Below are 23,601 nucleotides of genomic sequence, written 5' to 3' on the forward strand. Positions count from 1 at the left end.
CTCTCGATCTCTCAAGACCTGGGTTCCTCGCCCTCCGCGAAGCGGGGGGCAGGTGGCCGCGAAGCGGCCGGAGAGGGGGCCTTCGTAGAGCGCGGTTCCCCTCTCCGTCTCGGCTTCGCCGAGCCACCTCTCCCACTTTCGTGGGGCGAGGAACCCAAGCTGGAATGAAGCCGCGCTCTGCCTTTCCGGGCTCACCACGACAGGCTGAACGCAAGCTTGCCGAAATGCCGGCCGCCAGCTGCCATATGGGCGTAGGCCTCGGTCGCCTGGTGCTGGCTGTAGACCGTGTCGATGACCGGATCGATATGGGCGGTGCCGATGGCGCGCGCCGCGTCGCGCAGGTCGGACACCGAACCGGTGTTGTTGCCCACCACCTTGAGTGCCTTGATGATGATAGGCAGCAGGTTCGTGGTGGCCTCGGCGCCGGTGACGAAGCCGATGGCGAACACCGTGCCGCCAGGCGCCGCGGCATTGATGGAGCGGGCGAAGGTGGCCGAGCCGCCGGTTTCGACGATCAGATCGGCGCCGAAGCCGTCGGTCAACTCGAGCACCTTGGCGTCCCAGTCCGGCGTCTCACGATAATTGATGAGGTGATCAGCACCCAAGGCCTTGGCGCGGGCCAGCTTTTCGTCAGACGACGAGGTGATGATGACCGTGGCGCCGGCTGCCTTGGCCAGCTGCAGGGTCAAGATCGAGACACCGCCGGTGCCGAGCAGGACGACGACCGATCCCGGCCCGGCATCGGCGGCGCGGATCGCATTCCATGCGGTGGTGCCGGCGATCGGCAGCGTCGCTGCCGCTTCGAAGGACAGATGCGCCGGCATCGGCACGACGGCATTGGCCGGCAGCGCGACATACTCGGCGAGCGAGCCGGGCAGCGTCAGGCCGCGCATCTCTCTGGTCTCGTAAGGCCGAGGACGGCCGCCGATCCAGCGCGGTTTTGCGTGGGCGATGACGCGGTCGTCGATGGCGACCCTCGACACGCCCTCGCCGATGCCGACGATCTCGCCGGCGCCGTCGACGACGGGAATGAGCGGAAAGCTCGGACCTGGATAGTTGCCGCTCGCTACCGCGACATCGACAAAATTGAGGCTTGCGGCGCGCAGGCGGATCAGCACTTCGCCGCGCTGCGGTTCAGGTGTGGGAACGGTGGCCACGCGAAACGCGTCCAGTCTCGGGGCAGTCAGTTCGATCGCTTTCATGTCTCACTCCGGTTGACGGCCCGATTGACGGGCCGGGATTGAGTGAAACTAGCTGCTGCGCTATTGGTATATAATCCTTAGCTTTTACATTTGAGCTCTGCGCCTGATGCAGCAATCGTACGAACCGGCAGCATTGGCCGAAATGGCCGCCTTCGCGGTAATCGCCGAAGCACGCTCCTTCACCAAGGCGGCGGCTCGCATCGGCCGCGACGCGACGATCCTGTCGCGGCGCCTTGCCTCGCTGGAAGAGCGGTTGGGCGTGCGCCTGCTGCACCGGACGACGCGAAGCGTGTCGCTGACCGAGGCGGGTTCGGAATTTCTCGTCCGCGTCCGCGCCATCCTGGCCGCGGTCGACGAAGCCGAAGCTGCCGCGTCGGCGCATGCCGGCGGCGGGCCGCGCGGCGTGCTGCGGCTGGCGCTGCCCGGCTCGTTCGGGCGCATGTGGATCGCCCCGCTGCTGCCGCAGTTTCTCGCCGAATTTCCCGACGTTCGTATCGAGGCCGAGTTCTCCAACCGCTTCGCCGATCTCGTCGCCGAGAATTTCGATGTTGCCGTGCGTCTCGGCGCACTGGAGGATTCGCGGCTGGTGGCGCGCAAGGTCGCGACACGGCGGCGGCTGCTGTGCGCCGCACCGTCCTACCTCGCCCGCCGGGGCACGCCGACCGAACCTGAAGCGCTGCTGGAACACAGCTGTCTCGGCTTCTCAGGCTTCCAGACCTTTCCAGCCTGGGAGATGACCGACAGTTCGGGCCGGCGCGTCAGTATCGAGGTTTCCGGCCCGCTGGTCACCGATGATGCCGAGGTGCTGGTCGAAGCCGCCGTGCAAGGCGTCGGGCTGATGATGAGCACGGATTGGCTGGTCGGACGCGAGCTCGCTGACGGCCGGCTGGTGCCAGTGCTGGAGAACTGGACGCTTGCCGATGAGGGCGCCGTCTATGTCGTCATGCCTTCGGCCAAGGGGCAAGCCGCCAAGACACGTGCCTTCGCCGACTGGATCGGCAAACGCTTTGCGCCGGTCCCGCCGTGGCGGAGGTGAGGGTGCTGATCTCCCCCCTTGAGGACACCTCGAGGGGGGAGATTACGCGCTCAGCCGCCTCCGCCACCCTGCTTGATGAAATGACCGAGCAGGTCCATCGGCACCGGAAACACGACCGTCGACGAACGCTCACCGGCGATGTCATGGAGAGCCTCGAAATAGCGCAGCTGCATGGCCTGCGGTGTCTCGGCCAGCATCTTGCCGGCCTCGACGAGTTTTGCCGCCGCCTGCTGTTCGCCGTCGGCATTGATCACTTTGGCACGCCGCAGCCGTTCGGCCTCGGCCTGCTTGGCGATGGCGCGGACCATATTCTCGTTGAGGTCGACATGCTTGATCTCGACATCGGAGACCTTGATGCCCCAGGCATCGGTTCGCTGATCGAGTATCTCCTGGATGTCGCTGTTGAGCTTGTCACGTTCGGCCAGCATTTCATCGAGCTCATGCTTGCCGAGCACCGAGCGCAACGTGGTCTGTGCCAGCTGGTTGGTGGCGGTCATGAAGTCTTCGACCTGGATCACCGCCCGCTCAGCGTCGACGATACGAAAATACAGCACCGCGTTCACCTTCACCGAGACGTTGTCGCGCGAGATCACGTCCTGCGGCGGCACGTCCTGGACCACCACTCGCAGGTCGACCTTCACCATCTGCTGCACGAAGGGGATGAGGATGATAAGGCCGGGGCCCTTGACCCCGGTGAAGCGGCCGAGCGTGAAGACCACGCCGCGCTCATATTCCCGCAGGATGCGAATGGCCGCGGATAGGAACATGACCACGACGAGTGCTGCTGCCAGATAGGCCACATAACCGATGATCATTGCGTTGCTCCATCGCTTCTCACATTGCGGCGCCGTATCGTCAGCACAAGATCTCTGACATCGGCCACCTCGACGCTGTCGCCCACTGCAAGCGGTTCGTCGGCTTTTGCCCGCCAGCGCTCGCCCCGGGCGAGCACGTGGCCCTCGCTGCCCTGCCAGTCGAGGACCTCCGCCGGCAGACCCTGCATGGCCTGTGCGCCAACACGCGGAACGCTCCTGCGGGCCGCCCACAGATAGCTGCCGGTCAACAGTGCCAGGCCGAGCGTCAGGACGGCGGCGGTGCCGATAACGGCCCACGACATCTCGAAGCCGGGCCCCTCGATCCTGAGCAGCATGGCTGCGCCCAGCAGAAACGCAGCCACGCCTCCCAGCCCAAGGACGACAGTCGGGTTCAAGGCTTCGACGACCAGGAAGATGATGCCAAGCAGCATCAAGGCCAGGCCGGCATAGCTGATCGGCAGGAGATTGAGCGCATAGAGCCCGAGCAGCAGGCAAATCGTGCCGATCACGCCGGGCGCGACCGCGCCCGGGCTCGTGAACTCGAAGACGAGGCCATAGACGCCGACCAGCATCAGGATGACGGCGATGTTCGGGTCCGTGATGACGGCGAGAAGCCGGATGAGCCAGCCTGGCTCAAGCGTTTCAACCGGCAGCCCTTTGGTCGCCAATGCCTCTTTCTTGCCGGCGATCTCGACGGTCCGGCCGTCGGCCAGTTGAAGCAGCTCGGTTGTGTCGCGGGCGACGAAGTCGATGACATGCTGCTGCAGCGCCGCGCCGGCCGACAGGCTGGCCGCCTCGCGCACGGCCTTTTCACCCCATTCGGCATTGCGCCCGCGCAATTCAGCCAGGCTGCGGATCAGGGCAACGGCATCGTTCGTCGCCTTGGCGATCATCGCATCGCCCGCGGGTGCGTTCTTCTTGTCCTTGTCCCCCTCGGGGCCATCGTTCTTGCCGCCGTCCGGGAACGATGGCAGCGGCCCGCCCATCTCGATCGGCGTTGCCGCGCCCAGATTGGTGCCGGGCGCCATCGCCGCTACATGGGTGGCGTAGAGGATATAGGTTCCGGCGCTCGCCGCATGCCCGCCGGCGGGCGCGACATAGCCAATGACTGGAACCGGCGAGGCGAGAATGCCGGCGATCATCTCGCGCATGCTGGTGACCAGCCCGCCGGGCGTGTCCATCTGCAGGATGAGAGCCTCGACGTTTCGGTCCGCGGCCACCACCAGCGCTTCCTCGAGCTGCCTGGCACTCGCCGGACCGATGGCGCCGTCGATCTCGACGCGCAACGCAATTTTCTCCCGGCCATTCGCCTCTCCGGTTGCGGAAGAGGGACAAACGGCCGCAACAGCCACGAAAGCCGCGGCAAGCAAGACCGCACGCGCGAGTTTCACGCTCAAAGCTCCACACCTAGGATATGGGCTGGATTTTGCCGAAATCCATGACGCTTCGCGGCGGGTGACGCATCGCACGGTCCGGCTGGGCGTCGGCCTGCTCAGCGGCGGCTACGGCACCGAGAAGCTCCGCCAATCGGGCACGTTCCGCGGCTGTGCAGACCCAACGGCATGTTGCGCCATATAGACGAGGTCGGCGGCCGCACCTGACGGTGGCGGGGCCGCCGCTAAGTCCAGTCGATTTCCCCGTGATCGGTCCTTGTCGTTATCGCTCCGGCCGGCAGCCGATCACAAAACGCGACGACGTTCAGGCAGTCATATCGCGCGCTGGGCACGATCAGACCGTCATAATCGAGGAAATATGCGGCCTCGCCGATGTCTTGCGACCTCGGATATTCGGCGTGCTTTTCCTGATACGAAAGCTGGCCGTAGCGCGAGGTGTCGAGGCCAAGGGTCTGCAAGGCGGCCAGGTCGAGCAGTCTGAGCGTCCGGTCCAAAGAAAGATCGATCTCGAAGAGATTGTATCTGACACGTGAAGGGACCACTGGCTGCCCCCGCGTCAGGTGGAATCTCATCTCGCTCAAGGCACCTTCGCGCTCTTGCGAGGTGTAGAGCACGTCGAATGTTCCATCGTCCCAACGGCCACCGGAGCTCGAGCACTGGATCGGGCTGCGGCCCTGGCGCACCACACGCCAAACCGTTCCGGAGTATTCGACCGGAACTATTGCCTCGATAGCGTCGATGAGCCGGCTATCACGTCGTTTCCGACCGGCGATCGCCAACTAGAGAAAGACCTCGTTCTCAAGCCGATCGATGACTTTGAGCACGTCGAGAGCACGGTCGTCGTGAATGAGATCTATCGCCCTTTCACCGTTCAATTGCGGGTGGCGAGCGTAAAGCCAGGTGCGGATATCGCTTGGCTCGTAGAATTCCTGCAGTCGGCCGACGATATAGTGCAGGTCCGATAGAATGAGCTCGCTGCGCGGCTGGGGCTTGATGTCGCCGGCTTTCCACCTCGAAACCGTGGCCTTGGACACATCGGTGATGTTTGCAATATCGGTTCCCTTGAGACCGCCAAACGTGCCCAATTCGTCCAGGAATCTGGGAACCGCCCGCAACGCCGTAGCCATGTTTTCTCTCCGGCTTCCAAGCCAGCTTCGCCCATGCGTGTCAGCCTGACACTTTGACTGCATCGGCGCATTTCGGTTTCACAAATGGAAAATATGAAACAGAGATGCAAATGTCAATTGCCGCTTCGGTTCGAGGGGTCTCCAGTTGCCTGGTCGCTCAGGCCCGAAGCAGCGCCAGCTCTTCGGCGGTCAGATGGCGTACCTTGCCCTTGGCAAGGTCGCCGAGTTGCAGATATCCGATCGCGATCCGTACCAGGCGCAGTACCTCGATATCGTAGGCGGCGAGCAGCCGGCGGATATGGCGGTTGCGGCCCTCGTCGAGCACGATTTCCAGCCAGGCGGTGCTGGTGCCGCCGCGCAGCAGCTCGATCGAGCGGGCCGTCAGCAATTCGCCGTCGACTGTCGCGCCGGCGCGCAACCGCGCCAGCATGGCCTCGTCGGGCAGCGCGCCGATCTGCACGTGATAGGTCTTGGCGACATGCGAGGCGGGGTCGAGCAGGCGCTGCGCAAGGCGCGTGTCGTTGGTCATCAACAGCAGGCCTTCGCTGGCCTTGTCGAGGCGGCCGACGGGCGAGACGAAAGGCAGGTCGAGCCCGGCCAGGCAATCATAGACGGTGCCGCGGTCCTGCGGGTCGTCACGGGTGGTGACCAGCCCGCGCGGCTTGTTGAGCATCAGATAGACCTTGCGCTCGGCGGCGACGCGGCGGCCGTCGACCTCGATGCGGTCGCGGCCTGGATCGACGCGCATCGAGCCGTTGCGCACGATCTTTCCGGCGACCCGCACGCGGCCCTCGGCAACCAGAAGCTCGGCCTGCTTGCGCGAGCACAGGCCAAGCTTCGACAGCGCGCGACAGAGGCTGACGCCGGGAGGTTGGGTCCCGGGGGCAGGGCGCTGCCGGGCAATGTTCGGTCGCGGCGACATGGCGTTGGTTCTCGTTCCGCGTTTCCAGTATAACCGGCTGCCGGCTGTGTCCATGCAAGGACTGGAATGTCGCCTCGGATGCATGTGGCCCTGTTAGATGAGCCTGGCCAGCCTTGCGGCGTCGCGTATGGCCAGCACGGCATCCGGATTGGTCACGGGATAGGCAGTGATGAAGCGTTCGACCGAAAATTCGGGGAATTCGGCTTTCAAACGGGCGGCAAACCTGGCCGCTTCGCCGGCCTCACCCGTGGCCGCATGCGCGAGCGCCAGAAACATCAGCACGTCCGGCGACTCCGGCGAACTCCGGCGGAGCGCTGCAATGGCTTGCCGGTGTCTGCCGGCGACGAACAGAATGCGGCCCTGCATGCCGAAATACCAGGGCGGGGCCAGTGGGTTAAGCCGCATGGCACGCTCGATGAGCGGAATTGCCTCGGCCGGATCGCCAACGACAAGCGCCTTGCTGCCGGCAAGTAGCGGCAATATGCCGGCATGATTGAAGCCGTATTCGAGAGCGCGCCGGTGGGCGCTCTCCGCTCCTTCGAGATCGCCAAGGCATGCTCTGAGGTTGCCAAGGCACGCGTGGGCGCAACTGTCCGTCGGGTCGAGGCGCAGTGCGTTTTCGGCCGCCGTCCGCCAGTTCTCGATCGAGGTCAGCACGTCGTCGCCAAAGCCGTTGCAGGCCTCGATCGAATAGGCATAGGCGAGTTCGGCCCAGCAGTTGGCGAAAGTGGGGTCAAGCTCCAGCGCTCGTAAAAACAGACGGATCGCCGCCGCATTGCCGGCGCGGCTGAACGTCGTGTGCTGTTCTACACCGAGCAGATAGCAATCATAGGCGCGCAGGCTGGCCGGCGGCTTGCGGCGAACCGCGTTGCGGCCGACGGTAGCGAGGGTTCCGTAACTGCCGGCAAACACATTGATGATGCTTTCGGTCAGGCTGTCCTGCAGCTGGAAAATGTCCTCGACAGGCCGGTCGTAGCGCTCCCTCCACAGGCTGACGCCGTTACGAGCATCGGCAAGCTCTATCGTCAAGCGAACCCTCTGGTCGTCGGCGCGCAACCGGCCCGAAACTATATAGGTGACGCCGAGCGTCTTACCGTCCGCGGCAAAATCGGCCGGCTTGCTGCCCAGTGATTTCATCGTGTGAAAGGCTATGACAGGCAGGCCTGCGTAGCGCGCCAGGTCGATGGTGATGTCCGACGACAGGCCATCGGCAAAGCGACGCCATCGCTCTTCGGAATTGAGGCATTCAATCGGGAATATGGCAAGCGCTGGCGGGGCTTCGGACAAAGGCAAAAGCGCTTCCTGCGACGCGCGCGGGATACCGCTAAAGTAGGTCGCAAGCCCGATCTTGGTCCGTACGCCGAGCTTTTCGTAGATGCTCGCAAGGTGAGTGCGAACTGTGGTCGGGGCAATGAAAAGCGCCTTGCCGATTTCACGGTAAGTCATACCGGACGCGAATTTTTCCGCAACCGCGCGCTCGCGACCCGACAAGGCGTCGAGCGCCTGCGCTTTCGAAGCGTCGTTGAGCATCATGCTGGAACCCCATCCCCAGCGGAAGAATACTACAAATGCAGGGGGTCGAATACTGCATCTGCCCGATGCCGCCGCTGACGCACAAACTGCAAGATCGCCCGCAGCAACAGCTGTAGTCAGGGGAGGGCTTCCATGCGTACCGTTTCGGTCGTTATTGCATGCACGATTTTGAGTTCTTCGGCGGCCCCGTCGCCGTCGTTCGCAAGAGGATGCAGGCAGGTGCTGGAATCGGATGTGAAAATCACGAGCATGCGACTCTACGCCGACATCCTGGCCAATGCCGCCCGCAACGGCTGGGACTACACGCCTGAATCGATCGTCAGCGGCTCAAAGCGGCATTTCGAGGAGATGAAGCTCCAGTTGAACAACGCCGGCTATGAGATCGTGCCCGTCGGCGTCCGCTTGTATTGCAAACGGTCCGACAAGCTCGCCGCCCGCTAGCAACCAGCGATCCCCCTTTGCGGCGCAAGCTTTCGGCAATGTTGAGCAGAAGACCGGGCCGGATCCATCTTGATCCGCTCAGCGCCGTGCGCTGTCAACGCGCCCAGAAATCTTCCCGATGCTGCCGCCCGACACCGGGCGACACCTCAGGTAAACGCGCCGGGTACACACCCGGGCAGCAAACCATTGATGGGGATCGAAGACGACCATGCGCCACTCCGCCTGGACCACGCGCTGTACCACTTGGACGGCACGCCAGCCGGCCGTTAGCCCTCCGCGCCTGAGCATCTCGATGATGGTTGAATCCAAAATCACCACAGTTCGGTGCTCGTCGAGCGAGCTTTCAGCAGCCTGGTTCCGCAGCCTAAGTATGTGCAACTTCGGAAGCTGCCGAGATCAATTCCTCGGGATTCGGCGCTCTGAAGGTGTTGAGGCCATCCTCCAGAACTTCAGTGAAGTTCCAGCGTACGATGCCCGCCCGGTCGATTAGGAACTGGCCGACAAGCTGCGCCTGGCTGGAAGCCATCGCCTGCTGATCGACTTCCGTAATCTCATAACCTTCCTTCTTGTTAAGAAATTCATTCATTGCCATGACGTCCATAGGCTCGGGCAACTCGCCCGGGAGATGGAACGGTATCGCCATGACCGTTTCCATCCCGACCTCGCGCAAGCCGAAGGCACGGTGCGAGGCCCGCTCCGGGTCGGATGCGGCGAGAAGATCGGGTGCCGGGTGGTAACGGAAATAGAGCCGCGCCCGCTCGACTGGCGTATTGACCACCGCCAGGCATTCGACGCCTTTCTCACGCAGGGCCGGCTTAAGTTGCGCCATCGCCGCGACATGGCGCCGGCAGAACGGACAGTGCAGGCCTCGGAATAAACCGATCAACAACGGGCTACGGCCTCGAAAATCATCGAGCGCGATCTTGCCTTCGCGTGAGATCGCATTGAGCACAACATTCGGTGCCCGGTCGCCCGGCTGCAGCGGGCGGTCAACACTACTCGTGGACATGGACAACCTCCTCGCCCTGGGTCAGTCAGGGAAAGCAGCACACCCAGCGTTTCGGAGGCGATCAAGTTGCCGGGGGCGAAAGCTTCCTGTGCCAAGGCAATAGCTTTCGACCTCTGCCATATTGCCGAGGTCGAGATTACGCGTGTTGCAAGCTCATCATAACACGAAAAATTCATCTGCGGGTCGTCCGTTTCGCGAGCCGTCTCGAGCGCCGCGGAACAGTGGGTCGCCTCATCCGTGGGGGCGACCCAGCGGCGAAGTCGATTTATGCTCCAGATGGGCGTTCCTTGGTCGACTTGAGCCCTTCGCTTTTTAGAAGCGCAACGAATGGCGCGACTGCGCGCATTGCGTGGTCCACTTCATCGGACGCGGCGCAAGTCGGTAACCTTCCGAACAGAATCCTGGGAGGCGGCTCCAGGTTAGACGTTGCAATTTCGCAGGCCCGCATCGGGCGCTGCGGCTGTGGAGGGCGGCATAGGAGAAGAACCATGCGCAGTTGGAACACGGGTCACATCGTCGTCAGAAGCCTCCGCCCAAGGCACGAGAGGTCTGGAGCATCCGAACGCGACTGCAGTATCAGGTGCGGAACGCGATCTTGCGCTGTTCAATCTTGCCATCGACAGCAAGCTGCGGGGTTGCGACCTGGTCACGATCACCGTCGGAGACGTCGCCCTTTCCGGCAGCGTGCGTGATCAGGCGGGGATCGTGCAGAAGACAGGGAGCGGCGCTTTCACAAAGCGTCGCTCCGTGACCCGATTACAGACAACGAGACGGGTATCCTGGACATCCGCTCTTGCCCACATAACCAACAGATCATTCGGCAGGCACAGTCGTTCGGTCTGGTGCGCCTTCGCGGTATTCGCTCCAGGCCTGCCGCAGGATTTGCACCGATGAGGTTAGAAAGATACCGGCCATAAGTGCGGCGACGGCCAGATCCGGCCATGCGCTTGACGTACTCCAGACGCCGACAGCTGCGGCCATCACCACCATGTTGCCGATCGCGTCATTGCGCGAGCGCAGCCAAACCGAGCGGACATTCGCGTCACCATCCTTGTAGGGCATCAGAAAACCAACGGAAGCAAGATTGGCGGCAAGGGCCAGAAAGCCGATGATGCCCATGATTTCCGCGCTGGGTACGCCGAGGATCAGCGTTTGATAGACGGTCGAGCCGAAAACCCAAAGCGCCATCAGGCTGAGCGACAGACCCTTGAGCAGCGCAGCCGTTGCGCGCGTCCTCAAGCTCGCGCCGATGACCGCGAGGCTCAGCCCATAGGTGAGGGTGTCGGCGAGGAAATCCAGCGCGTCGGCCTTCAGCGCCTGAGAACCGGCAAGTGAGCCGGCAGTCATTTCGGTCAGGAACATGGCCGCATTAATAGCGATGACCGTCCACAGCACACGCTTGTAGCGCGGGTTCATGCCGTCAAAGACCGGCACGCCGCCCGAACAGCATGAGGCTTCCGCTGCACGATCATGCGAATGACCGTGCAGCTTCGCCGGCAGAACCAGCGGCGGCGGTCCCGCACAGCTTTTGGTTTTATGATCGCAGCAAGCTTCAGACATGGGTGACTCCTCAATGAAGACACTGTAGGATCTCTAGTGGCTAGAGGTTCAAGAGGCTTTTTATGGATTTGTCGATCGGTGAATTGTCTCGTCGCGCGGAGGTGAAAATACCGACGATCCGCTACTACGAGCAAATTGGCCTGTTGCCCGAAACGGGTCGAACCGAAGGAAAGCAGCGACGCTATGGAAGGAGGGCAGTAGCGCGGCTTGCCTTCATCCGGCAGGCGCGAGAACTCGGCTTCGAGGTTGATGCGATCCGTATGCTGCTTTCGCTGCAGGATGATCCGGATCAATCATGCGCCCGCGCCGACGAGATCGCGAAGGCGCGGCTGGTCGAGGTGGAGAAGCGCATCGCCAGTCTCAAGGCTCTGCGCAGGGAATTGCGGAAGATGGTCGAGGAATGCGCCTGCGGGCGGGTCGGCGAGTGTCGCGTGATCGAAACGCTCGCCGACCGAACGCATGCGCATGGGAAGTTGGCGGCAAGTTGATCGGAGAGGTGATGGCAGCGTTCGCGGGCGGCGGCAACCGGCGCACCTTCACAGAATGTCAACCCCGACTCGAAGCATTCAGGCGTCGCTAGAAGCGATAACGCACTCCGACTTGCGCGAGCACAGGCCAAGTTAGACAGCGCGCGGCAGGCTGACACCGGGAGGCTGGGTTCCGGGGGCAGGGCGTTGCCCGGCAATGTTCGGTCGCGGCGACATGGCGTTACCTGTGGATTCTTGTATACGAGCATCCCAGCATAGCCGGCTGCCGGCTGTGTCCACGGAAGGGAACTGCTCGCCACTTGCATCGATCACGGCGGCTGCGAGGACTTGCATGAAAACAGCCGTTCGCCTTTGCCTGTTGCTCGCCTTTCTGCCGACATCGCTGGCGCATGCCGGCTGGCAGGCGGTCGAGAAGGTCGAGACCTATGCCATCTCGGGGCAGTCTGGCCCGGAGCTCTATGCCTCGATCGGCGGGCGCGGGCCGCTGCTCGGCGAGCGCCGGGTCATCGCGCATACCAATTTCAAGCTGACCTGGGTGAGGGACTACCAGCCGCAAGGCGACGCCTGCGTACTGGTGTCGGCGCGACCGAAGCTGATCATCACCTACACCTTGCCGAAGCCGGCTGCGCGGCTGCCGGGCGCAATCCAGAAGAACTGGGAGATCTTCTCAGCCGGCCTTGCCGCCCACGAGAAGGTGCATGGCGCCAGCATCATCGACATGGTGCATAAGATCGAGGCGGCCACCATCGGCCTGACCGTCGCCGATGACCGTGGCTGCAGCAAGATCAGGACCGAAGTTACGAGACGTCTCGCCGGAATTTCGCAGGCACAGCGGCAGGCGAGCCGCGATTTCGACCGGGTCGAATTCGGCCCGGGCGGCAAGCTGCGGCAGCTTGTGTTCGCGCTGATGACCGGCGGATGATGCTGCAGGGCTGCGGGGGCGGCAGGGTACCACCTTGCGGCCCTCACGCCTGCTCGGTCGGATAGAGGGTCAGGATGTTGACGTTGACCCGTGGCGGCTGGGTCACCGCGTACAAGATGGCGGCGGCGATGTCCTCGCTTTCCAGCTGCTCCATGTCGCCCAGCCTTTGCTCGACCGCTTGGCGCACATCGGCGCGCATATTCCGGGTGAACTCGGTCTTGACGGCGCCGGGCTCGATGCAGGTGACGCGGATACCGTCCTTGCCGATCTCGCGGCGCAGCGATTCCGCCATCGCGCTCACCGCGTGCTTGGTGCCGGAATAGACCACCGAAGGGTGGATATAACGGCCGGTGCCGGACGAGACGACGACGATGTGGCCGGCGCCTTGCCGCTGCATCGAGGGCAGTGCCGCATGGATCGGATAAAGCAGCCCGAGAATGTTGACGTCGACCATCCGGCGGTACTCTTCCGGCGTCGTGTTGCGGACGGCGCGGCGACGCCGACGCCTGCAACCGCAAGCAGAATGTCGAGCCGGCCGTACTCCTGCTGGACCCGTTCGACCATCGCCGTGGCTTGCGTTTCGTCGGTGACGTCGACGACAATCGGCAGCGCCGCACTGCCGGTCTCACGGATCCGCCTCGCCAGCTTGTCCAGGCGCTCGGCGCGCCGCGCAGCAATCGCCAGCGTGGCGCCCTCGGCCGCCAGCGCCAAGGCGGTGGCCTCGCCGATGCCTGAGGAGGCACCAGTCACCAAGGCGATCTTGCCGCTCAGTTTTCCTGTCTGCATCTTTTTCTCCCAAGGTTTTGGATACGCCCTGAAGCTAGGTGCGGATGCTCTGAAAGCAATGCTTATGGGCGACTGAAGGACCGGACGGCTTGCGGGACAGAAGGGCCGGGACAGCGCCCTCCGGCAAGCCCATGTCTGCGCAATTTTCTTTGAGCGAATGAGCGGGCCTTGACGTGACTGGAGCTGTTGCGTCTTGATACGGGCTGCGGGGCTTCGCATGAAAACAGCTGATCGACTATGTCTGCGGGTGGCTTGTTTGCATGCGACGCGCCTGCAGGCACCACCGCGATCCTTTCGTGACCGACCGGGCTAAGCGCAAGATGAAGGTCCTCGTCGTCTATTGCCATCCCTGCACGGACAGCTTCAATGGCGCCGTCCGCGATATGGTGCTGGAGACGCTTGCCGAACGCGGCCATCAGGTCCATCTGCTCGACCTCTATGCGACCGGCTTCGACCCAGTCATGCGCACGCAGGAGTGGCGCGGCTACCACGACAAGGCGGCGAACCTGCAACTCGTGCACGAACATGCGCAGGAGCTGCTCTGGGCGGAGGCGGTCGTCTTCATTTACCCGACCTGGTGGTATGGCCTGCCGGCGATGCTGAAAGGCTGGCTGGAGCGCGTGCTGGTGCCGGGCTTCGCTTTCGAGATGCCGACCGCACGCCGCGGTCCACGGCCCAAATTGCGGCACATACGCCGGGTGATGGCGATGACCACATGCGGTGCCACTCCGCTGATGTCGTGGATCATGGGACAGCCCGGCCGGCGAACCCTGCTGCGCGGCTTCCGCTCCGTCTGCCATCCGCTGTGCCGGACCAAATTCGTGGCGCTCTACCGGATGGACAGCGTCTCGGCCGCCGGTCGCCAGGCGCATCTGCAGCGGGTCAGGAAAGCGGTTGCAAGCCTTGGTCGCGCTGATGCGGTCGCCGCCACAGTGCCTGGCTGATAAGCTAGGCGGGCCGTCACCGGCATAGGCGCGTTGACTCTATTCCCCATTTCTGGAAATCTGGAAATATGGACAAGACGCTCGCCCTTTCCGCACTTGCCGCGCTCGGCCAGGAGACCCGGCTGGACGTTTTTCGCCTTTTGGTGCGGGCCGGCGCCGAGGGCGTAGCTGCGGGCGAGATCGCCTCACGGCTCGCCGCGTTGCCGAATACGATGTCGGCCCATCTCAAGATCCTGTCGCATGCCGGCCTGGTGCGGACCGAACGAGAGGGCCGCAGCGTGCGCTACTTCGCCGATATGACCGGCTTTCGCGATCTGCTGGCCTACCTCATGGAGGATTGCTGCAATGGCGCGCCGGAACTTTGCCAGCCGGTCATCCAGGCCGTGACCTGCAACTGCTAGAAGGGAGGGTACGCCATGAGCGAGCCATACAATGTTCTTTTTCTCTGCACCGGCAATTCGGCAAGATCGATCCTCGCCGAGGCGATCCTGAACCGCGTCGGCGCCGGCAAGTTCAAGGCCTATTCGGCTGGATCGCATCCGAAGGGAGAGGTTCATCCCTATGCCCTCCAGCTTTTGAAAAGCCTCAACTACGATACGTCCTTTGCCCGTTCGAAGGACTGGCAAGAGTTTGCCGTGCCTGGAGCCCCGGAGATGAACTTCGTCTTCACGGTCTGCGACAATGCCGCCAAGGAATCCTGCCCTGTCTGGCCAGGGCAACCGATGACGGCGCATTGGGGCGTACCTGATCCTGCCGCTGTTGAAGGCACCGAGGCGGAAAAGCATCTCGCCTTTGCCGAAGCCTACCGCATGCTCAACAACCGGATTTCGATCTTTGTCAGCCTGCCGATCAATGCGGTCGACAAGGTTGCCTTGCAGAAGCGCCTCGATGAGATCGGCCGCAATCTGCCGAAGGCCGGCTGAGCATCATGGCCAATCTTTCCCGCCGCCTTACCGCCGAAGCCCTCGGCACAGCTCTGCTGGTCGCCACCGTGGTCGGTTCCGGCATCATGGCTGACAGGCTGAGCAATGATGTCGCCGTCTCCCTGCTCGGCAACACCTTGCCGACCGGGGCGATCCTGGTCGTGCTCATCACCATATTCGGGCCGATATCCGGAGCGCACTTCAACCCGGCGGTGACGCTGGTATTCGCGCTTCGACGCGAGATCGAAACGAACGCAGCGCTTGCTTACGTCGCCGCCCAGATTGCCGGCGGCATCGCCGGAACGTTGCTCGCGCACGCGATGTTCGAACTGCCGATCCTGCAAGTGTCGGCGACGGTGCGGACCGGAAGCGGGCAATGGATTGCGGAGTTGGTTGCCGCCTTCGGGCTGGTCTTCACCATCCTCGCCGGCCTGCGCTCACGTCCGGATTCGATCCCCTGGCTGGTCGGGCTCTATATCACCGCCGCCTATTGGTTCACCGCGTCGACATCCTTCGCCAATCCGGCCGTCGCCATCGCCCGTGCGTTCTCCAACACGTTTGCCGGGATCCGCCCCGCCGATCTGGCGGGCTTCATCGCCGCCGAGCTTTTGGGCGCGTTGCTGGCCGTGGCATTGGCAGGGTGGCTGCTCGCCCAACCGAAACCAGTCGGACAGATGAAAGCTGCGCAATGACCATCACCATCTACCACAACCCCGATTGCGGCACCTCGCGCAACACGCTGGCCATGATCAGGCAGTCCGGCGAGGAGCAGGAGGTGATCGAATATCTGAAGAACCCGCCATCGCGGCAAAAACTCGTCGAGCTGATCGCGGCGATGGGCATGACGCCGCGCCAATTGCTACGAGAGAAGGGCACGTCCTATGGCGAACTCGGCCTGGGCGACCCCAAGTGGAGCGACGACGAGATCCTCGATTTCATGCTGGCGCATCCGATCCTGATCAACCGGCCTATCGTGGTGACGCCGCTCGGCACCATGCTCGCCCGACCCTCCGAAGCGGTGCTCGATATCCTGCCCAATCCGGATATCGGCCCGTTCACCAAGGAGAACGGCGAGGTCGTCATCGACGCCAGCGGTAAGCGCGTCGGCTAGATATCGTCTTATTTCGATCTTTGTCGAAATTCTCTTGACGTGCAGCGATTCTGGAAATAGCTTATTTCCATGAAACTCGAAAAAGCAGCCGCACAACTTGAAGCCCTCGGCAACCCGACGCGGTTGCAGCTCTATCGGACGCTGGTGCGAGCCGGCGATGAGGGGCTGCCGGTCGGGCGCATCCAGGACAGGCTCGGCATCGCCGCCTCGACGCTGTCGCATCACCTCAAGCGGCTGGTCGACACCGGCCTGGTAACGCAGGAGCGCCAGGCGACCACGCTGATCTGCCGGGCCAACTATCCCGCCATGAACGGGCTCATCGGATACCTCGCGGACGAATGCTGCGCCGACGGCACCTGTGCGCCGGCATCGGCGGAAGCGGTCGCCAAAACGGCGGCGTGATTTTTTTGGCATTATAATTCGAAATTACCGGAAGGATGGAAGACATGGAAACAATTGAAAAACTCCCCGTCGCGGTGATCGGCGCCGGGCCGGTCGGTCTGGCAGCAGCGGTCCACCTCATCGCGCAGGGCATTCCTGTCAAAGTCTATGAAGCCGGCAATGCGGTTGCATCCAATCTCAGGGATTGGGGCCATGTCCGGGTGTTCACGCCCTGGCGCTATTGCGTCGATCAGGCGGCCAGAGACCTGCTCGAGGCGCATGGCTGGCGGATGCCCGAGCCCGAGGCATTCCCGACCGCGGACGACCTCGTCGCGGACTATCTCGAGCCGCTTGCAAAGCTTCCGCAATTGTCGCAGTCGATCGAAACCGGCGCCCGCGTCGTCGGCATTTCGCGCTGGGGCGCCGACAAGGTGCTGAGCAAGGTACGCGAAAACCGGCCATTCATGCTGGTAGTCGAAACCTCCACCGGCACCAGGCGCGACAGCGCCCGCGCCGTCATCGATGCGTCGGGAACCTGGCAGATGCCGAACCCGCTCGGCGCCGGCGGAATTCCTGCAGAAGGCGAAGCCGAATTTGCCGACCGCATCGCCTACGGCATACCCGATATTCTCGGCCGCGACCGCAGCCTTTATGCGGGGAAGACGACGCTGGTCGCCGGCTCCGGCCATTCCGCCGCCAATGCGGTGCTGGATCTCGCCAGCCTGGCAAATGTGGAGGCCGGCACGGCTTTCATCTGGACAACGCGCGGCACCGATCTGGTGCGCATCTATGGCGGCGGCGATGCCGACCAATTGCCGGCACGCGGCGAACTCGGCGCCGAAGTGCGCGAGCTCGCCGAGAGCGGCGGCGTCAGGCTGGTGACGGGCTTTGCGGCTGTTTCGATCCGCGATGCCGACGGACGGCTGGTCGTCGAAGGCCAGACCAGGGACGGTTTGCAGGCGCTTGGCCCGGTCGACCGCATCATCGCCGCGACCGGACAACGCCCGGATCTGTCGCTGACGCGCGAGCTTCGGCTCGAGCTCGATCCGTGGCTGGAAAGCGTCAAGGCACTGGGGCCGCTGATCGATCCCAACGAGCACTCCTGCGGCGACGTGCCGCCGCACGGCCACCGCGAGCTCAGCCATCCAGAGCAAGGGTTCTATACGGTCGGCATCAAGAGCTATGGCCGCGCGCCGACCTTCCTGCTGCTGACCGGCTATGAGCAGGTCCGCTCGGTCGCGGCGGCGATCGCCGGAGACATGGTGGCGGCCGACAATGTCCAGCTCGTGCTGCCGGAGACCGGCGTCTGCACCGTGCCGACGATCGGTACTGCCGATAAGGGGTGCTGCGGCGGTCCGGCGCCCGCCGCTTCGGATGCCTGCTGTGTCGCCGATGTCGACGCAAAGGCGATCGGCAAAAGCGGTTGCGGCTGCAGCGTCGCCGCATGAGCCTTTCGCCGCCTTCGACGGCCATCCTGCGCAGCAGCGGCGCGATCATAACCACGCTTGGCCTGACGCAGATCATGGCGTGGGGATCGTCCTACTATCTTCCCGCGGTCATTGCACCGGCGGTCTCCTCCGATACCGGCTGGCCGCTGGCATGGGTTGTCGGCGGGCTGTCTCTCGGCTTGCTCATGGCGGGATTGATCTCTCCGCGCGTCGGTTCATCGATCGAGCGGCATGGCGGCCGCAACGTCCTGGCATTCAGCGCCGGATGCATCGGGGTCGGCCAGATCGGGCTAGCCCTTGCTCCCAACCTTGCGGCCTATGTCGCTGCCTGGCTGACCATCGGACTGGGCATGGGTGCGGGGCTCTACGATGCCGCTTTCGCCACGCTTGGCCGCCACTACGGCCACGGCGCGCGCTCCGCAATCACCGCGCTGACGCTGTTCGGCGGTCTTGCGAGCACGATCTGCTGGCCGATCTCAGCCTTGCTGCTGGGGGAGGTCGGCTGGCGCGGCACCTGCCTGGTTTACGCCGCCTTTCAGCTGGCAATTGCGCTTCCGCTCTATCTGGTGATCCTGCCCCGCGCGGCGCCGCAACCGGCAGTCAAACCAGAATTGAAGGAGGCGGCACCGGTCCTGGAAAACAATATGGATCCGTCGATCATGATCGTTCTGGCCGCGACCCTCACGCTTGCGGCGGTAATCTCCTCGACGCTGTCGGTGCATCTGCTCACCATCCTGCAGGGCAGCGGCATGGCGCTGGCCGCGGCCGTCGGGCTCGGCGCTCTGGTCGGCCCGTCCCAGGTGGCGGCGCGCGCGATCGAGATGATGATTGCGCGCTACCACCATCCGATCCTGACCAAGTTCGCCTCAGTTGCCTTTGTGGCGATCGGCGTTTCGGCGCTCTGGGCCGGCATGCCAATCATCCCGGTGGCGCTCGGTTTCTATGGCGCGGGCATCGGCCTCGAATCCATCGCACGGGGAACGCTGCCGCTCGCGCTGTTCGGCTCGAACGGCTATGCGAGACTAATGGGTCGCCTCGCCATGCCGAGCCTGATCGCCCAGGCGGCGGCACCCTCGGCCGGCGCATTGCTGCTGGAGCGCTTCGGCCCGCATGGGACGTTGGCCGCGCTTTCCGGTCTGGCGCTGGCCAACGTCCTCCTGGCATGCGGCTTGGGGTGGCGGATGCTCCGCCGGCGGGAATCGCAGGTTCAATCCCGATAGGATTTGACCAGCGTTCACCCCCTTCACCTGGGTAGCGGGAGATATTCTAAGGGGTCGGCAAGGAAGGATGCGGCGATCAGATCGTCGGCATCCAGCCGCAGGGAGCCTTCGGCGCCTCCCATGATGGCGGCAACTTTCTGAAACGTCTTCATCTCGTGCTCGGTGATCTGGGCGCTTCGCATTCTGGCTTTGAGGTCAGCAACGCGCAGCCCCAAACTGTGGGACATTCCGATTTTACGGTTCGACATGGTAAGATGCTCCTCCCCGGCCCATGTTTGTTTTGCCACCCGCCCTTATTCATTTCCTCCGCCTGCCTAAATATGAGGCATCGCGAATACAGCGCCCGAACGCCCGATGCAAGGGAAGGTTCCGGGGCGCAGAGGTCACGAAATAATAATGCGAAGGAAGCACGGCCGATGGTCCGGCCGGAGGTAGGACTTAGGTACGACGCCCGGCCGGACAGAGAGCTCCGGTGGCTCATCGGCTGGCGAGGACCATGCGGTTGCCTTCGCTATCGCGAAACTCCGCCACCGTGCGGCCCGGCTGCCACGGCGCCTCATGCGGTTCGGTGACGATCTCGACGCCGCTCGCCTTCAACGCCGCGCTCATTGCTCCGACATTTTCATCGACCAGCACCAATACCGGCTCCGCGCCGGGGGCGTCGTCGGTGCGCCTGATGAAGTGCAGGTTCGTCACGGCATGCGGAAATGCCAGCTCGATCCAGCGCCAGCCGCCATCGCCCATCTTCTGGTCGGCCAGCACCTGACAGGCGAGATGCCTGGTGTAGAACGCCTTGGCACGGTCCTGGTCGAACACTGGAAGCTCGGCAAACTGGATATGCATGATCGTCTCTCCTGCTTGATGGCTGCCGCGCAGCCGCCCACGCGGGAAAGACGATGCGGGCAACCGAAAAGATTCTTCGGTAATGAGAATCTTTTCAGCGCGGCCGGTCGTCCTTCGTTCATACCAACCAGTCAGGAGACGACGATGAATTATGCGCTCATTCGATATGGTGTGAACCAAGCCGACCTGGAAGAGAACCGCGCGCTGGTCGAAAAAGTGTTCGAAGCGCTGGGCGAGGCGGCACCGCCGACGGTGCGCTATCTCGTGCTCGAGCTGGACGATGGTTCGTTCGTCCACATCGTCGGTCAGGACGGCGATTCGTCGGCGCTGACCGGGCTTGCGGCCTTCAAGGAGTTTACGGAAAACCACGCACAGCGCCGTTCGACCCCGGCAATGCGATCGCCTGTCAAAGTCATCGGCAACTACCGTATGCTGGCGGATCAGAAAGCCGGGTAGCGCCTGCCATGCCGCTCGCGCAGAAATGGGACGCTACGCCGAAAATGAACAGGGCGACTTTGGAGGCAATGCTCGTCGGGTTGCGGCCAAGGCTGCATCGTTACTGCGCGCGCATGGCCGGCTCGGTGATCGACGGCGAGGATATCGTCCAGGAGGTGCTGATCAAGGCGCTGCAGGCGATCGACGGCGGCGCGATGGTCGAACGGCCGGAGCAATGGCTGTTTCGCATCGCCCACAATGCCGCGCAGGATCATCTGCGGCGGCGCAATCGGGAAAGGTCGCGCATGACCGAGGCCGACATGAGCGTCATCGAGGATCCCTCCGGCAGCGCCGACAGCCGGCTCGCCGCCCAGACCGGCCTGCGCTCCTTCATGCAGCTTTCGGTGCCGCAGCGCAGCGCCGTGATCCTGGTCGACGTGCTTGGCCTCAGCCTGCACGAGACCTGCGAAGTCACCGGCGCGACGCTCGCCGCCACCAAGGCCGCGCTGCATCGCGGGCGGGCTCAGCTCAAGCTGCTGGCGCTGCAGCCCGAGCAGGCGCTCGCGCCGAGGCTCGACGCCGATGACGAGCGCCGGCTGCGGCGCTATGTCGACCTGTTCAACGCGCGCGACTTCGACGCGGTCAGGGCTCTGATCGCCGACGACGTCCGGCTCGATGTCGTCAACCGCGTCCGCCTGCGCGGCAAGGCCGAGGTATCGACCTATTTCGGCAATTACGACCGCGCGACCGATTGGGCGCTGTCGCTGGGCTTTGTCGACTGCCGGCCGGCGATCCTCATCCGCAACCCTGGGGAGCCGGACGGCGCCGTGCGCGGCTTCATGCTGGTCGAATGGCGGGACGAGCAGGTCGTCCAGATCCGCGATTTCCGCTACGCACCCTGGTGCTTGCCCGATGCGGAGATCAGTACGATAGAGCGGTGAGGGGCTTGCCGAGATGGCGCGCGGAGGCGACGTGGCCAAGGTTGCGCCACCGGACAAGTCTGCCATCGCCTCGGTCACAAAGCTGAAGGGTTCCGCTTCCGATTTCGGGGAGCGGTATCGTCGCGAAGAGGATCTACGGCCCACAGCCGTCATGCTCGATATAGAGCGGCGCCAGCTTTCGGATCAGGCAGCCTCTTCCTGGTTGACCCAAACGCAATTGCCACATGGCAGCAAGTTCTTAGAGCGGTTCCGGCTCTCCTGGAACCGGTAACCCGCTCTAACTATTTGTTTTGCCGCATTTATGCGGACGCAAAATGATTCCATTTGGCTGCAAAATGCTCTAGCCGACACGCACGCGGCGCGTCACCTGGCCATTGCTCTCCCAGTATGTGTGTTTCTTGGCAATCAAGGGATCGTCCATCGCCGGTTGAATTTGTCCCGTGGTGCTGACCGCGCGCGAGGTCACCGTGTGTTCTCCAGGAGAGGGATTTGCCCAAGCCAGGGACCAAATTTTCCAGGCGTGTTCTGCCTCCTCACTGTGGTCAATGGTCGCTGGTGCCCAAGGCCCCTGGTCGATTTGCACTTCGACCCGGTCGATCGGCGCCCCCCAGGCTGCGCCAACGATGCGGTAATCTGAGTCTTTCCGGGTAACCTTCGCAGGCGCGGACTTTATCAGCGCTCGCCCGACTGACGTCTCGGCCCATACGGTCTCGCCGTTGTGGTCCTCCTCCCGGATGGTCACATAGTCACGGGCCATCAGAAGGCTCATGAACCGCGTATCGCGAACCTCGATGCGCTTTAGCCACTTGACGTTGGCGATCCCGTACCAGCCTGGCGCAATGAGCCGTACCGGGAAGCCATTGGGCGCCGGCAAGACGGCTCCATTCATTTCATAGCAGAGGAGATTATCGGGGTTCATCGCGTCGGCGAGCGACATGCTGCGAGCGAAGTTCTGCTGCATCTTGACGTCGCGTATTGCGACCTCGCCTTTGTCAGTACCGAAAAAGACGACCTCGATGCCCTTCTCCAGAACGCCGGCTTCCTCGAGGATCGGGGCGAGCGGCGTCCCAGCCCAGCGGGCATTGCCGATGCCGCCGGTGAAAAAGGGAAACCCGTGGTTGCCCGAGCATTCCACTGTGAAAACGACCTCCTGCCGCGGTCGTGCCCTGATGTCGGCGAGCGTCAATTTTAAGGGCTTCTTGACCAGGCCTCCGATCTCCATCGACCATGTCTTCTCGTCGATCGTTGGTCGGTTGAAATGCGAGATGCTGAAGAACTTGTCGTTTGGCGTTATCCAGCTATCCAAATCCTCCCAGACAAGCTGTTTCTGGATACCTACCGGATCGGGATTTTCGGTCGGCTGATCCAGCCATGGAATAACTTCCTCGCTCGGCCGTGTTGGAAAAGCGTAAGCCCGACGCGAGGTATAGAGAGCAGCAATTGCGGCAAGAGCCGCGCTTCCTTGAACAAGAAGTTCTCTGCGCTGAAAATCAGGCATGTTGTTTACCTCCCAGTGGATCCGGAACGGGCTGCAACGTGCCTTAGGCCGTAGCCTGATCACGGATGGGCGACACAATGTGAAGTCTGCCAACCCGGAAATATCCGGATAGCTCAGACGATCACCGACGCAAGTCAGGCATGTGAAGCGTTGGACGAAACTCTGGCTCGCGTTTCGCATGCCAAGAGTGCGCCTTTGAGAAGGAAGTGTCCACAACTTGGACGGGACATGATGATGATTGCGACATTCCATGCCGATTTTCGGTCCTGCCAAATCGTTGCTGCTCGGATCGCTGCCGAACGCCCGCTTCTGGGTCATTTCGGGACCTTCGTGGGTTCTCGTCGAACCGGTGTTTCCTGCCGGCCGGTGGGTTGGCCGTGCGGCCGGCACCGCCCTGATCGCTTGGGGCGGTGCAACGCTTGTGGTCTGACGACCAGGGCTGCCTCGAATCTCGCATTTGCAGGAAACGATACCTCCTGACGCAAAGTGCATCGCACCGCCCCAGCCAGGCCGGCTCACAACGCGTCGGGGCGGACCGGCGGTGACGTCAAGCTTACGCAGGCATTCAGGCGTCGAGGAACTTTGAACCCTCGCGTCCGTTTACCGGCTATCACGTCTGGAA

The 23,601-nt window shown here is 63.2% G+C and carries 28 protein-coding genes and 2 pseudogenes; 17 read left to right on the forward strand and 13 right to left on the reverse strand.

Annotated elements, in window-relative coordinates; translation table 11 throughout:
• Positions 1-191: 191 nt before the first annotated feature.
• Positions 192-1,202, reverse strand: a complete 1,011-nt coding sequence (locus NKH50_RS17280; protein WP_352880050.1) for a zinc-dependent alcohol dehydrogenase family protein — start codon at positions 1,200-1,202, stop codon at positions 192-194.
• Positions 1,203-1,308: 106 nt separating this feature from the next.
• On the opposite strand from NKH50_RS17280, the gene NKH50_RS17285 reads away from it, so the two are divergent.
• Positions 1,309-2,238: a LysR family transcriptional regulator gene (locus tag NKH50_RS17285; protein ID WP_352880052.1), complete on the forward strand. Its 930-nt coding sequence runs from the start codon at positions 1,309-1,311 to the stop codon at positions 2,236-2,238.
• 50 nt (positions 2,239-2,288) lie between these two features.
• Here NKH50_RS17285 and NKH50_RS17290 read toward each other — a convergent pair whose 3' ends face one another.
• Both NKH50_RS17290 and NKH50_RS17295 read right to left on the reverse strand, forming a co-directional pair.
• Positions 2,289-3,053, reverse strand: coding sequence for a slipin family protein (locus NKH50_RS17290; RefSeq protein ID WP_254819707.1), 765 nt, complete (start codon positions 3,051-3,053; stop codon positions 2,289-2,291).
• Positions 3,050-4,444: an NfeD family protein gene (locus NKH50_RS17295; protein WP_352880054.1), complete on the reverse strand. Its 1,395-nt coding sequence runs from the start codon at positions 4,442-4,444 to the stop codon at positions 3,050-3,052. The genes NKH50_RS17290 and NKH50_RS17295 overlap by 4 nt, the downstream gene beginning before the upstream one ends.
• Before the next feature lie 85 nt (positions 4,445-4,529).
• Between NKH50_RS17295 and NKH50_RS17300 the strand changes: the two are divergent.
• Positions 4,530-4,654 (forward strand): annotated as a pseudogene (locus NKH50_RS17300) (HAD family hydrolase); the annotation flags it as partial.
• A 17-nt stretch (positions 4,655-4,671) separates the two neighbouring features.
• Here the strand turns inward: NKH50_RS17300 and NKH50_RS17305 are convergent.
• The 4 genes from NKH50_RS17305 to NKH50_RS17320 all read right to left on the reverse strand — a co-directional run bounded on the left by NKH50_RS17305 (position 4,672) and on the right by NKH50_RS17320 (position 8,029).
• Entirely contained in the window at positions 4,672-5,133 is a 462-nt protein-coding gene (locus NKH50_RS17305) for an RES family NAD+ phosphorylase (protein WP_352880231.1), read from the reverse strand.
• A 93-nt stretch (positions 5,134-5,226) separates the two neighbouring features.
• Positions 5,227-5,574, reverse strand: coding sequence for an antitoxin Xre/MbcA/ParS toxin-binding domain-containing protein (locus tag NKH50_RS17310; protein ID WP_254819704.1), 348 nt, complete (start codon positions 5,572-5,574; stop codon positions 5,227-5,229).
• A 157-nt stretch (positions 5,575-5,731) separates the two neighbouring features.
• The gene (locus NKH50_RS17315; protein WP_352880056.1) at positions 5,732-6,496 is read right to left on the reverse strand and encodes a pseudouridine synthase; all 765 of its coding nucleotides are present in this window, start codon (positions 6,494-6,496) and stop codon (positions 5,732-5,734) included.
• Positions 6,497-6,589: 93 nt separating this feature from the next.
• Complete coding sequence (locus NKH50_RS17320; RefSeq protein ID WP_352880058.1) at positions 6,590-8,029, reverse strand: LuxR C-terminal-related transcriptional regulator; 1,440 nt, start codon at positions 8,027-8,029, stop codon at positions 6,590-6,592.
• A gap of 132 nt (positions 8,030-8,161) precedes the next feature.
• Here NKH50_RS17320 and NKH50_RS17325 point away from each other — a divergent pair, with 132 nt between their 5' ends.
• Positions 8,162-8,470 (forward strand): hypothetical protein, encoded by a 309-nt coding sequence (locus tag NKH50_RS17325; RefSeq protein WP_352705610.1) that lies wholly within the window; start codon positions 8,162-8,164, stop codon positions 8,468-8,470.
• Between the two features lie 364 nt (positions 8,471-8,834).
• Here NKH50_RS17325 and NKH50_RS17330 read toward each other — a convergent pair whose 3' ends face one another.
• Entirely contained in the window at positions 8,835-9,479 is a 645-nt protein-coding gene (locus NKH50_RS17330; protein WP_352705608.1) for a peroxiredoxin-like family protein, read from the reverse strand.
• A gap of 813 nt (positions 9,480-10,292) precedes the next feature.
• Entirely contained in the window at positions 10,293-11,039 is a 747-nt protein-coding gene (locus NKH50_RS17340) for a cation efflux transmembrane domain-containing protein (RefSeq protein ID WP_352705606.1), read from the reverse strand.
• A gap of 62 nt (positions 11,040-11,101) precedes the next feature.
• Here NKH50_RS17340 and NKH50_RS17345 point away from each other — a divergent pair, with 62 nt between their 5' ends.
• Together NKH50_RS17345 and NKH50_RS17350 are read left to right on the forward strand one after the other, a co-directional pair.
• The gene (locus NKH50_RS17345; protein ID WP_352880061.1) at positions 11,102-11,527 is read left to right on the forward strand and encodes a MerR family transcriptional regulator; all 426 of its coding nucleotides are present in this window, start codon (positions 11,102-11,104) and stop codon (positions 11,525-11,527) included.
• A gap of 331 nt (positions 11,528-11,858) precedes the next feature.
• Positions 11,859-12,449, forward strand: a complete 591-nt coding sequence (locus tag NKH50_RS17350; RefSeq protein WP_352705601.1) for a DUF922 domain-containing Zn-dependent protease — start codon at positions 11,859-11,861, stop codon at positions 12,447-12,449.
• A 43-nt stretch (positions 12,450-12,492) separates the two neighbouring features.
• Here the strand turns inward: NKH50_RS17350 and NKH50_RS17355 are convergent.
• Positions 12,493-13,454, reverse strand: a pseudogene (locus tag NKH50_RS17355) (SDR family NAD(P)-dependent oxidoreductase).
• A 77-nt stretch (positions 13,455-13,531) separates the two neighbouring features.
• On the opposite strand from NKH50_RS17355, the gene NKH50_RS17360 reads away from it, so the two are divergent.
• From NKH50_RS17360 to NKH50_RS17395, 8 genes are all read left to right on the forward strand, one after another.
• Positions 13,532-14,179, forward strand: coding sequence for an NAD(P)H-dependent oxidoreductase (locus NKH50_RS17360; RefSeq protein ID WP_352880063.1), 648 nt, complete (start codon positions 13,532-13,534; stop codon positions 14,177-14,179).
• A 68-nt stretch (positions 14,180-14,247) separates the two neighbouring features.
• Positions 14,248-14,580 (forward strand): ArsR/SmtB family transcription factor, encoded by a 333-nt coding sequence (locus tag NKH50_RS17365; protein ID WP_352475581.1) that lies wholly within the window; start codon positions 14,248-14,250, stop codon positions 14,578-14,580.
• Between the two features lie 15 nt (positions 14,581-14,595).
• On the forward strand, positions 14,596-15,102 hold the full coding sequence (locus NKH50_RS17370; RefSeq protein WP_352880065.1) for an arsenate reductase ArsC: 507 nt from the start codon (positions 14,596-14,598) through the stop codon (positions 15,100-15,102).
• 5 nt (positions 15,103-15,107) lie between these two features.
• On the forward strand, positions 15,108-15,794 hold the full coding sequence (locus NKH50_RS17375; protein ID WP_352880067.1) for an aquaporin: 687 nt from the start codon (positions 15,108-15,110) through the stop codon (positions 15,792-15,794).
• Entirely contained in the window at positions 15,791-16,213 is a 423-nt protein-coding gene (gene arsC / locus NKH50_RS17380) for an arsenate reductase (glutaredoxin) (RefSeq protein ID WP_352740141.1), read from the forward strand. Before NKH50_RS17375 ends, arsC begins: the two co-directional genes overlap by 4 nt.
• Before the next feature lie 69 nt (positions 16,214-16,282).
• Positions 16,283-16,615 (forward strand): ArsR/SmtB family transcription factor, encoded by a 333-nt coding sequence (locus NKH50_RS17385; protein WP_254819693.1) that lies wholly within the window; start codon positions 16,283-16,285, stop codon positions 16,613-16,615.
• A 44-nt stretch (positions 16,616-16,659) separates the two neighbouring features.
• Positions 16,660-18,042 (forward strand): NAD(P)-binding domain-containing protein, encoded by a 1,383-nt coding sequence (locus tag NKH50_RS17390; RefSeq protein WP_352880070.1) that lies wholly within the window; start codon positions 16,660-16,662, stop codon positions 18,040-18,042.
• Positions 18,039-19,262 carry an MFS transporter gene (locus NKH50_RS17395; protein ID WP_352880072.1) on the forward strand — a complete coding sequence of 408 codons (1,224 nt, stop codon included), beginning with the start codon at positions 18,039-18,041 and terminating at the stop codon, positions 19,260-19,262. The genes NKH50_RS17390 and NKH50_RS17395 overlap by 4 nt, the downstream gene beginning before the upstream one ends.
• 23 nt (positions 19,263-19,285) lie before the next feature.
• Here NKH50_RS17395 and NKH50_RS17400 read toward each other — a convergent pair whose 3' ends face one another.
• On the reverse strand, positions 19,286-19,510 hold the full coding sequence (locus NKH50_RS17400; RefSeq protein WP_352880074.1) for a hypothetical protein: 225 nt from the start codon (positions 19,508-19,510) through the stop codon (positions 19,286-19,288).
• A 229-nt stretch (positions 19,511-19,739) separates the two neighbouring features.
• Positions 19,740-20,105, reverse strand: coding sequence for a VOC family protein (locus NKH50_RS17405; protein WP_352507817.1), 366 nt, complete (start codon positions 20,103-20,105; stop codon positions 19,740-19,742).
• 144 nt (positions 20,106-20,249) lie between these two features.
• Here NKH50_RS17405 and NKH50_RS17410 point away from each other — a divergent pair, with 144 nt between their 5' ends.
• From NKH50_RS17410 to NKH50_RS17420, 3 genes are read left to right on the forward strand one after another with little or no spacing between them, the layout of a single operon-like run.
• Positions 20,250-20,561, forward strand: coding sequence for a hypothetical protein (locus NKH50_RS17410; RefSeq protein ID WP_352880076.1), 312 nt, complete (start codon positions 20,250-20,252; stop codon positions 20,559-20,561).
• 8 nt (positions 20,562-20,569) lie between these two features.
• On the forward strand, positions 20,570-21,481 hold the full coding sequence (locus NKH50_RS17415; protein WP_352880078.1) for a sigma-70 family RNA polymerase sigma factor: 912 nt from the start codon (positions 20,570-20,572) through the stop codon (positions 21,479-21,481).
• A 31-nt stretch (positions 21,482-21,512) separates the two neighbouring features.
• Positions 21,513-21,752, forward strand: coding sequence for a hypothetical protein (locus NKH50_RS17420; RefSeq protein ID WP_352880080.1), 240 nt, complete (start codon positions 21,513-21,515; stop codon positions 21,750-21,752).
• A 69-nt stretch (positions 21,753-21,821) separates the two neighbouring features.
• Here NKH50_RS17420 and NKH50_RS17425 read toward each other — a convergent pair whose 3' ends face one another.
• Positions 21,822-22,979 carry a sulfite oxidase gene (locus tag NKH50_RS17425; protein ID WP_352880082.1) on the reverse strand — a complete coding sequence of 386 codons (1,158 nt, stop codon included), beginning with the start codon at positions 22,977-22,979 and terminating at the stop codon, positions 21,822-21,824.
• Positions 22,980-23,256: 277 nt separating this feature from the next.
• On the opposite strand from NKH50_RS17425, the gene NKH50_RS17430 reads away from it, so the two are divergent.
• Positions 23,257-23,409, forward strand: a complete 153-nt coding sequence (locus NKH50_RS17430) for a hypothetical protein (RefSeq protein ID WP_352880084.1) — start codon at positions 23,257-23,259, stop codon at positions 23,407-23,409.
• Positions 23,410-23,601 lie beyond the last annotated feature (192 nt).

The sequence above is a fragment of the Mesorhizobium sp. M1027 genome, from assembly GCF_040318745.1.
In the GTDB taxonomy this organism is placed as follows: domain Bacteria; phylum Pseudomonadota; class Alphaproteobacteria; order Rhizobiales; family Rhizobiaceae; genus Mesorhizobium.

Bases quoted from the DNA above. Each gene is read 5' to 3' on its own strand.
- NKH50_RS17285 (WP_352880052.1), top strand. From the start codon at position 1,309: ATGCAGCAATCGTACGAACCGGCAGCATTGGCCGAAATGGCCGCCTTC.
- NKH50_RS17395 (WP_352880072.1), top strand. From the start codon at position 18,039: ATGAGCCTTTCGCCGCCTTCGACGGCCATCCTGCGCAGCAGCGGCGCG.
- NKH50_RS17280 (WP_352880050.1), bottom strand. From the start codon at position 1,202: ATGAAAGCGATCGAACTGACTGCCCCGAGACTGGACGCGTTTCGCGTG.
- NKH50_RS17310 (WP_254819704.1), bottom strand. From the start codon at position 5,574: ATGGCTACGGCGTTGCGGGCGGTTCCCAGATTCCTGGACGAATTGGGC.
- NKH50_RS17385 (WP_254819693.1), top strand. From the start codon at position 16,283: ATGAAACTCGAAAAAGCAGCCGCACAACTTGAAGCCCTCGGCAACCCG.
- NKH50_RS17315 (WP_352880056.1), bottom strand. From the start codon at position 6,496: ATGTCGCCGCGACCGAACATTGCCCGGCAGCGCCCTGCCCCCGGGACC.
- NKH50_RS17350 (WP_352705601.1), top strand. From the start codon at position 11,859: ATGAAAACAGCCGTTCGCCTTTGCCTGTTGCTCGCCTTTCTGCCGACA.
- arsC (WP_352740141.1), top strand. From the start codon at position 15,791: ATGACCATCACCATCTACCACAACCCCGATTGCGGCACCTCGCGCAAC.
- NKH50_RS17340 (WP_352705606.1), bottom strand. From the start codon at position 11,039: ATGTCTGAAGCTTGCTGCGATCATAAAACCAAAAGCTGTGCGGGACCG.
- NKH50_RS17405 (WP_352507817.1), bottom strand. From the start codon at position 20,105: ATGCATATCCAGTTTGCCGAGCTTCCAGTGTTCGACCAGGACCGTGCC.
- NKH50_RS17425 (WP_352880082.1), bottom strand. From the start codon at position 22,979: ATGCCTGATTTTCAGCGCAGAGAACTTCTTGTTCAAGGAAGCGCGGCT.
- NKH50_RS17290 (WP_254819707.1), bottom strand. From the start codon at position 3,053: ATGATCATCGGTTATGTGGCCTATCTGGCAGCAGCACTCGTCGTGGTC.
- NKH50_RS17375 (WP_352880067.1), top strand. From the start codon at position 15,108: ATGGCCAATCTTTCCCGCCGCCTTACCGCCGAAGCCCTCGGCACAGCT.
- NKH50_RS17365 (WP_352475581.1), top strand. From the start codon at position 14,248: ATGGACAAGACGCTCGCCCTTTCCGCACTTGCCGCGCTCGGCCAGGAG.
- NKH50_RS17345 (WP_352880061.1), top strand. From the start codon at position 11,102: ATGGATTTGTCGATCGGTGAATTGTCTCGTCGCGCGGAGGTGAAAATA.
- NKH50_RS17400 (WP_352880074.1), bottom strand. From the start codon at position 19,510: ATGTCGAACCGTAAAATCGGAATGTCCCACAGTTTGGGGCTGCGCGTT.
- NKH50_RS17330 (WP_352705608.1), bottom strand. From the start codon at position 9,479: ATGTCCACGAGTAGTGTTGACCGCCCGCTGCAGCCGGGCGACCGGGCA.
- NKH50_RS17415 (WP_352880078.1), top strand. From the start codon at position 20,570: ATGCCGCTCGCGCAGAAATGGGACGCTACGCCGAAAATGAACAGGGCG.
- NKH50_RS17325 (WP_352705610.1), top strand. From the start codon at position 8,162: ATGCGTACCGTTTCGGTCGTTATTGCATGCACGATTTTGAGTTCTTCG.
- NKH50_RS17390 (WP_352880070.1), top strand. From the start codon at position 16,660: ATGGAAACAATTGAAAAACTCCCCGTCGCGGTGATCGGCGCCGGGCCG.
- NKH50_RS17410 (WP_352880076.1), top strand. From the start codon at position 20,250: ATGAATTATGCGCTCATTCGATATGGTGTGAACCAAGCCGACCTGGAA.
- NKH50_RS17370 (WP_352880065.1), top strand. From the start codon at position 14,596: ATGAGCGAGCCATACAATGTTCTTTTTCTCTGCACCGGCAATTCGGCA.
- NKH50_RS17320 (WP_352880058.1), bottom strand. From the start codon at position 8,029: ATGATGCTCAACGACGCTTCGAAAGCGCAGGCGCTCGACGCCTTGTCG.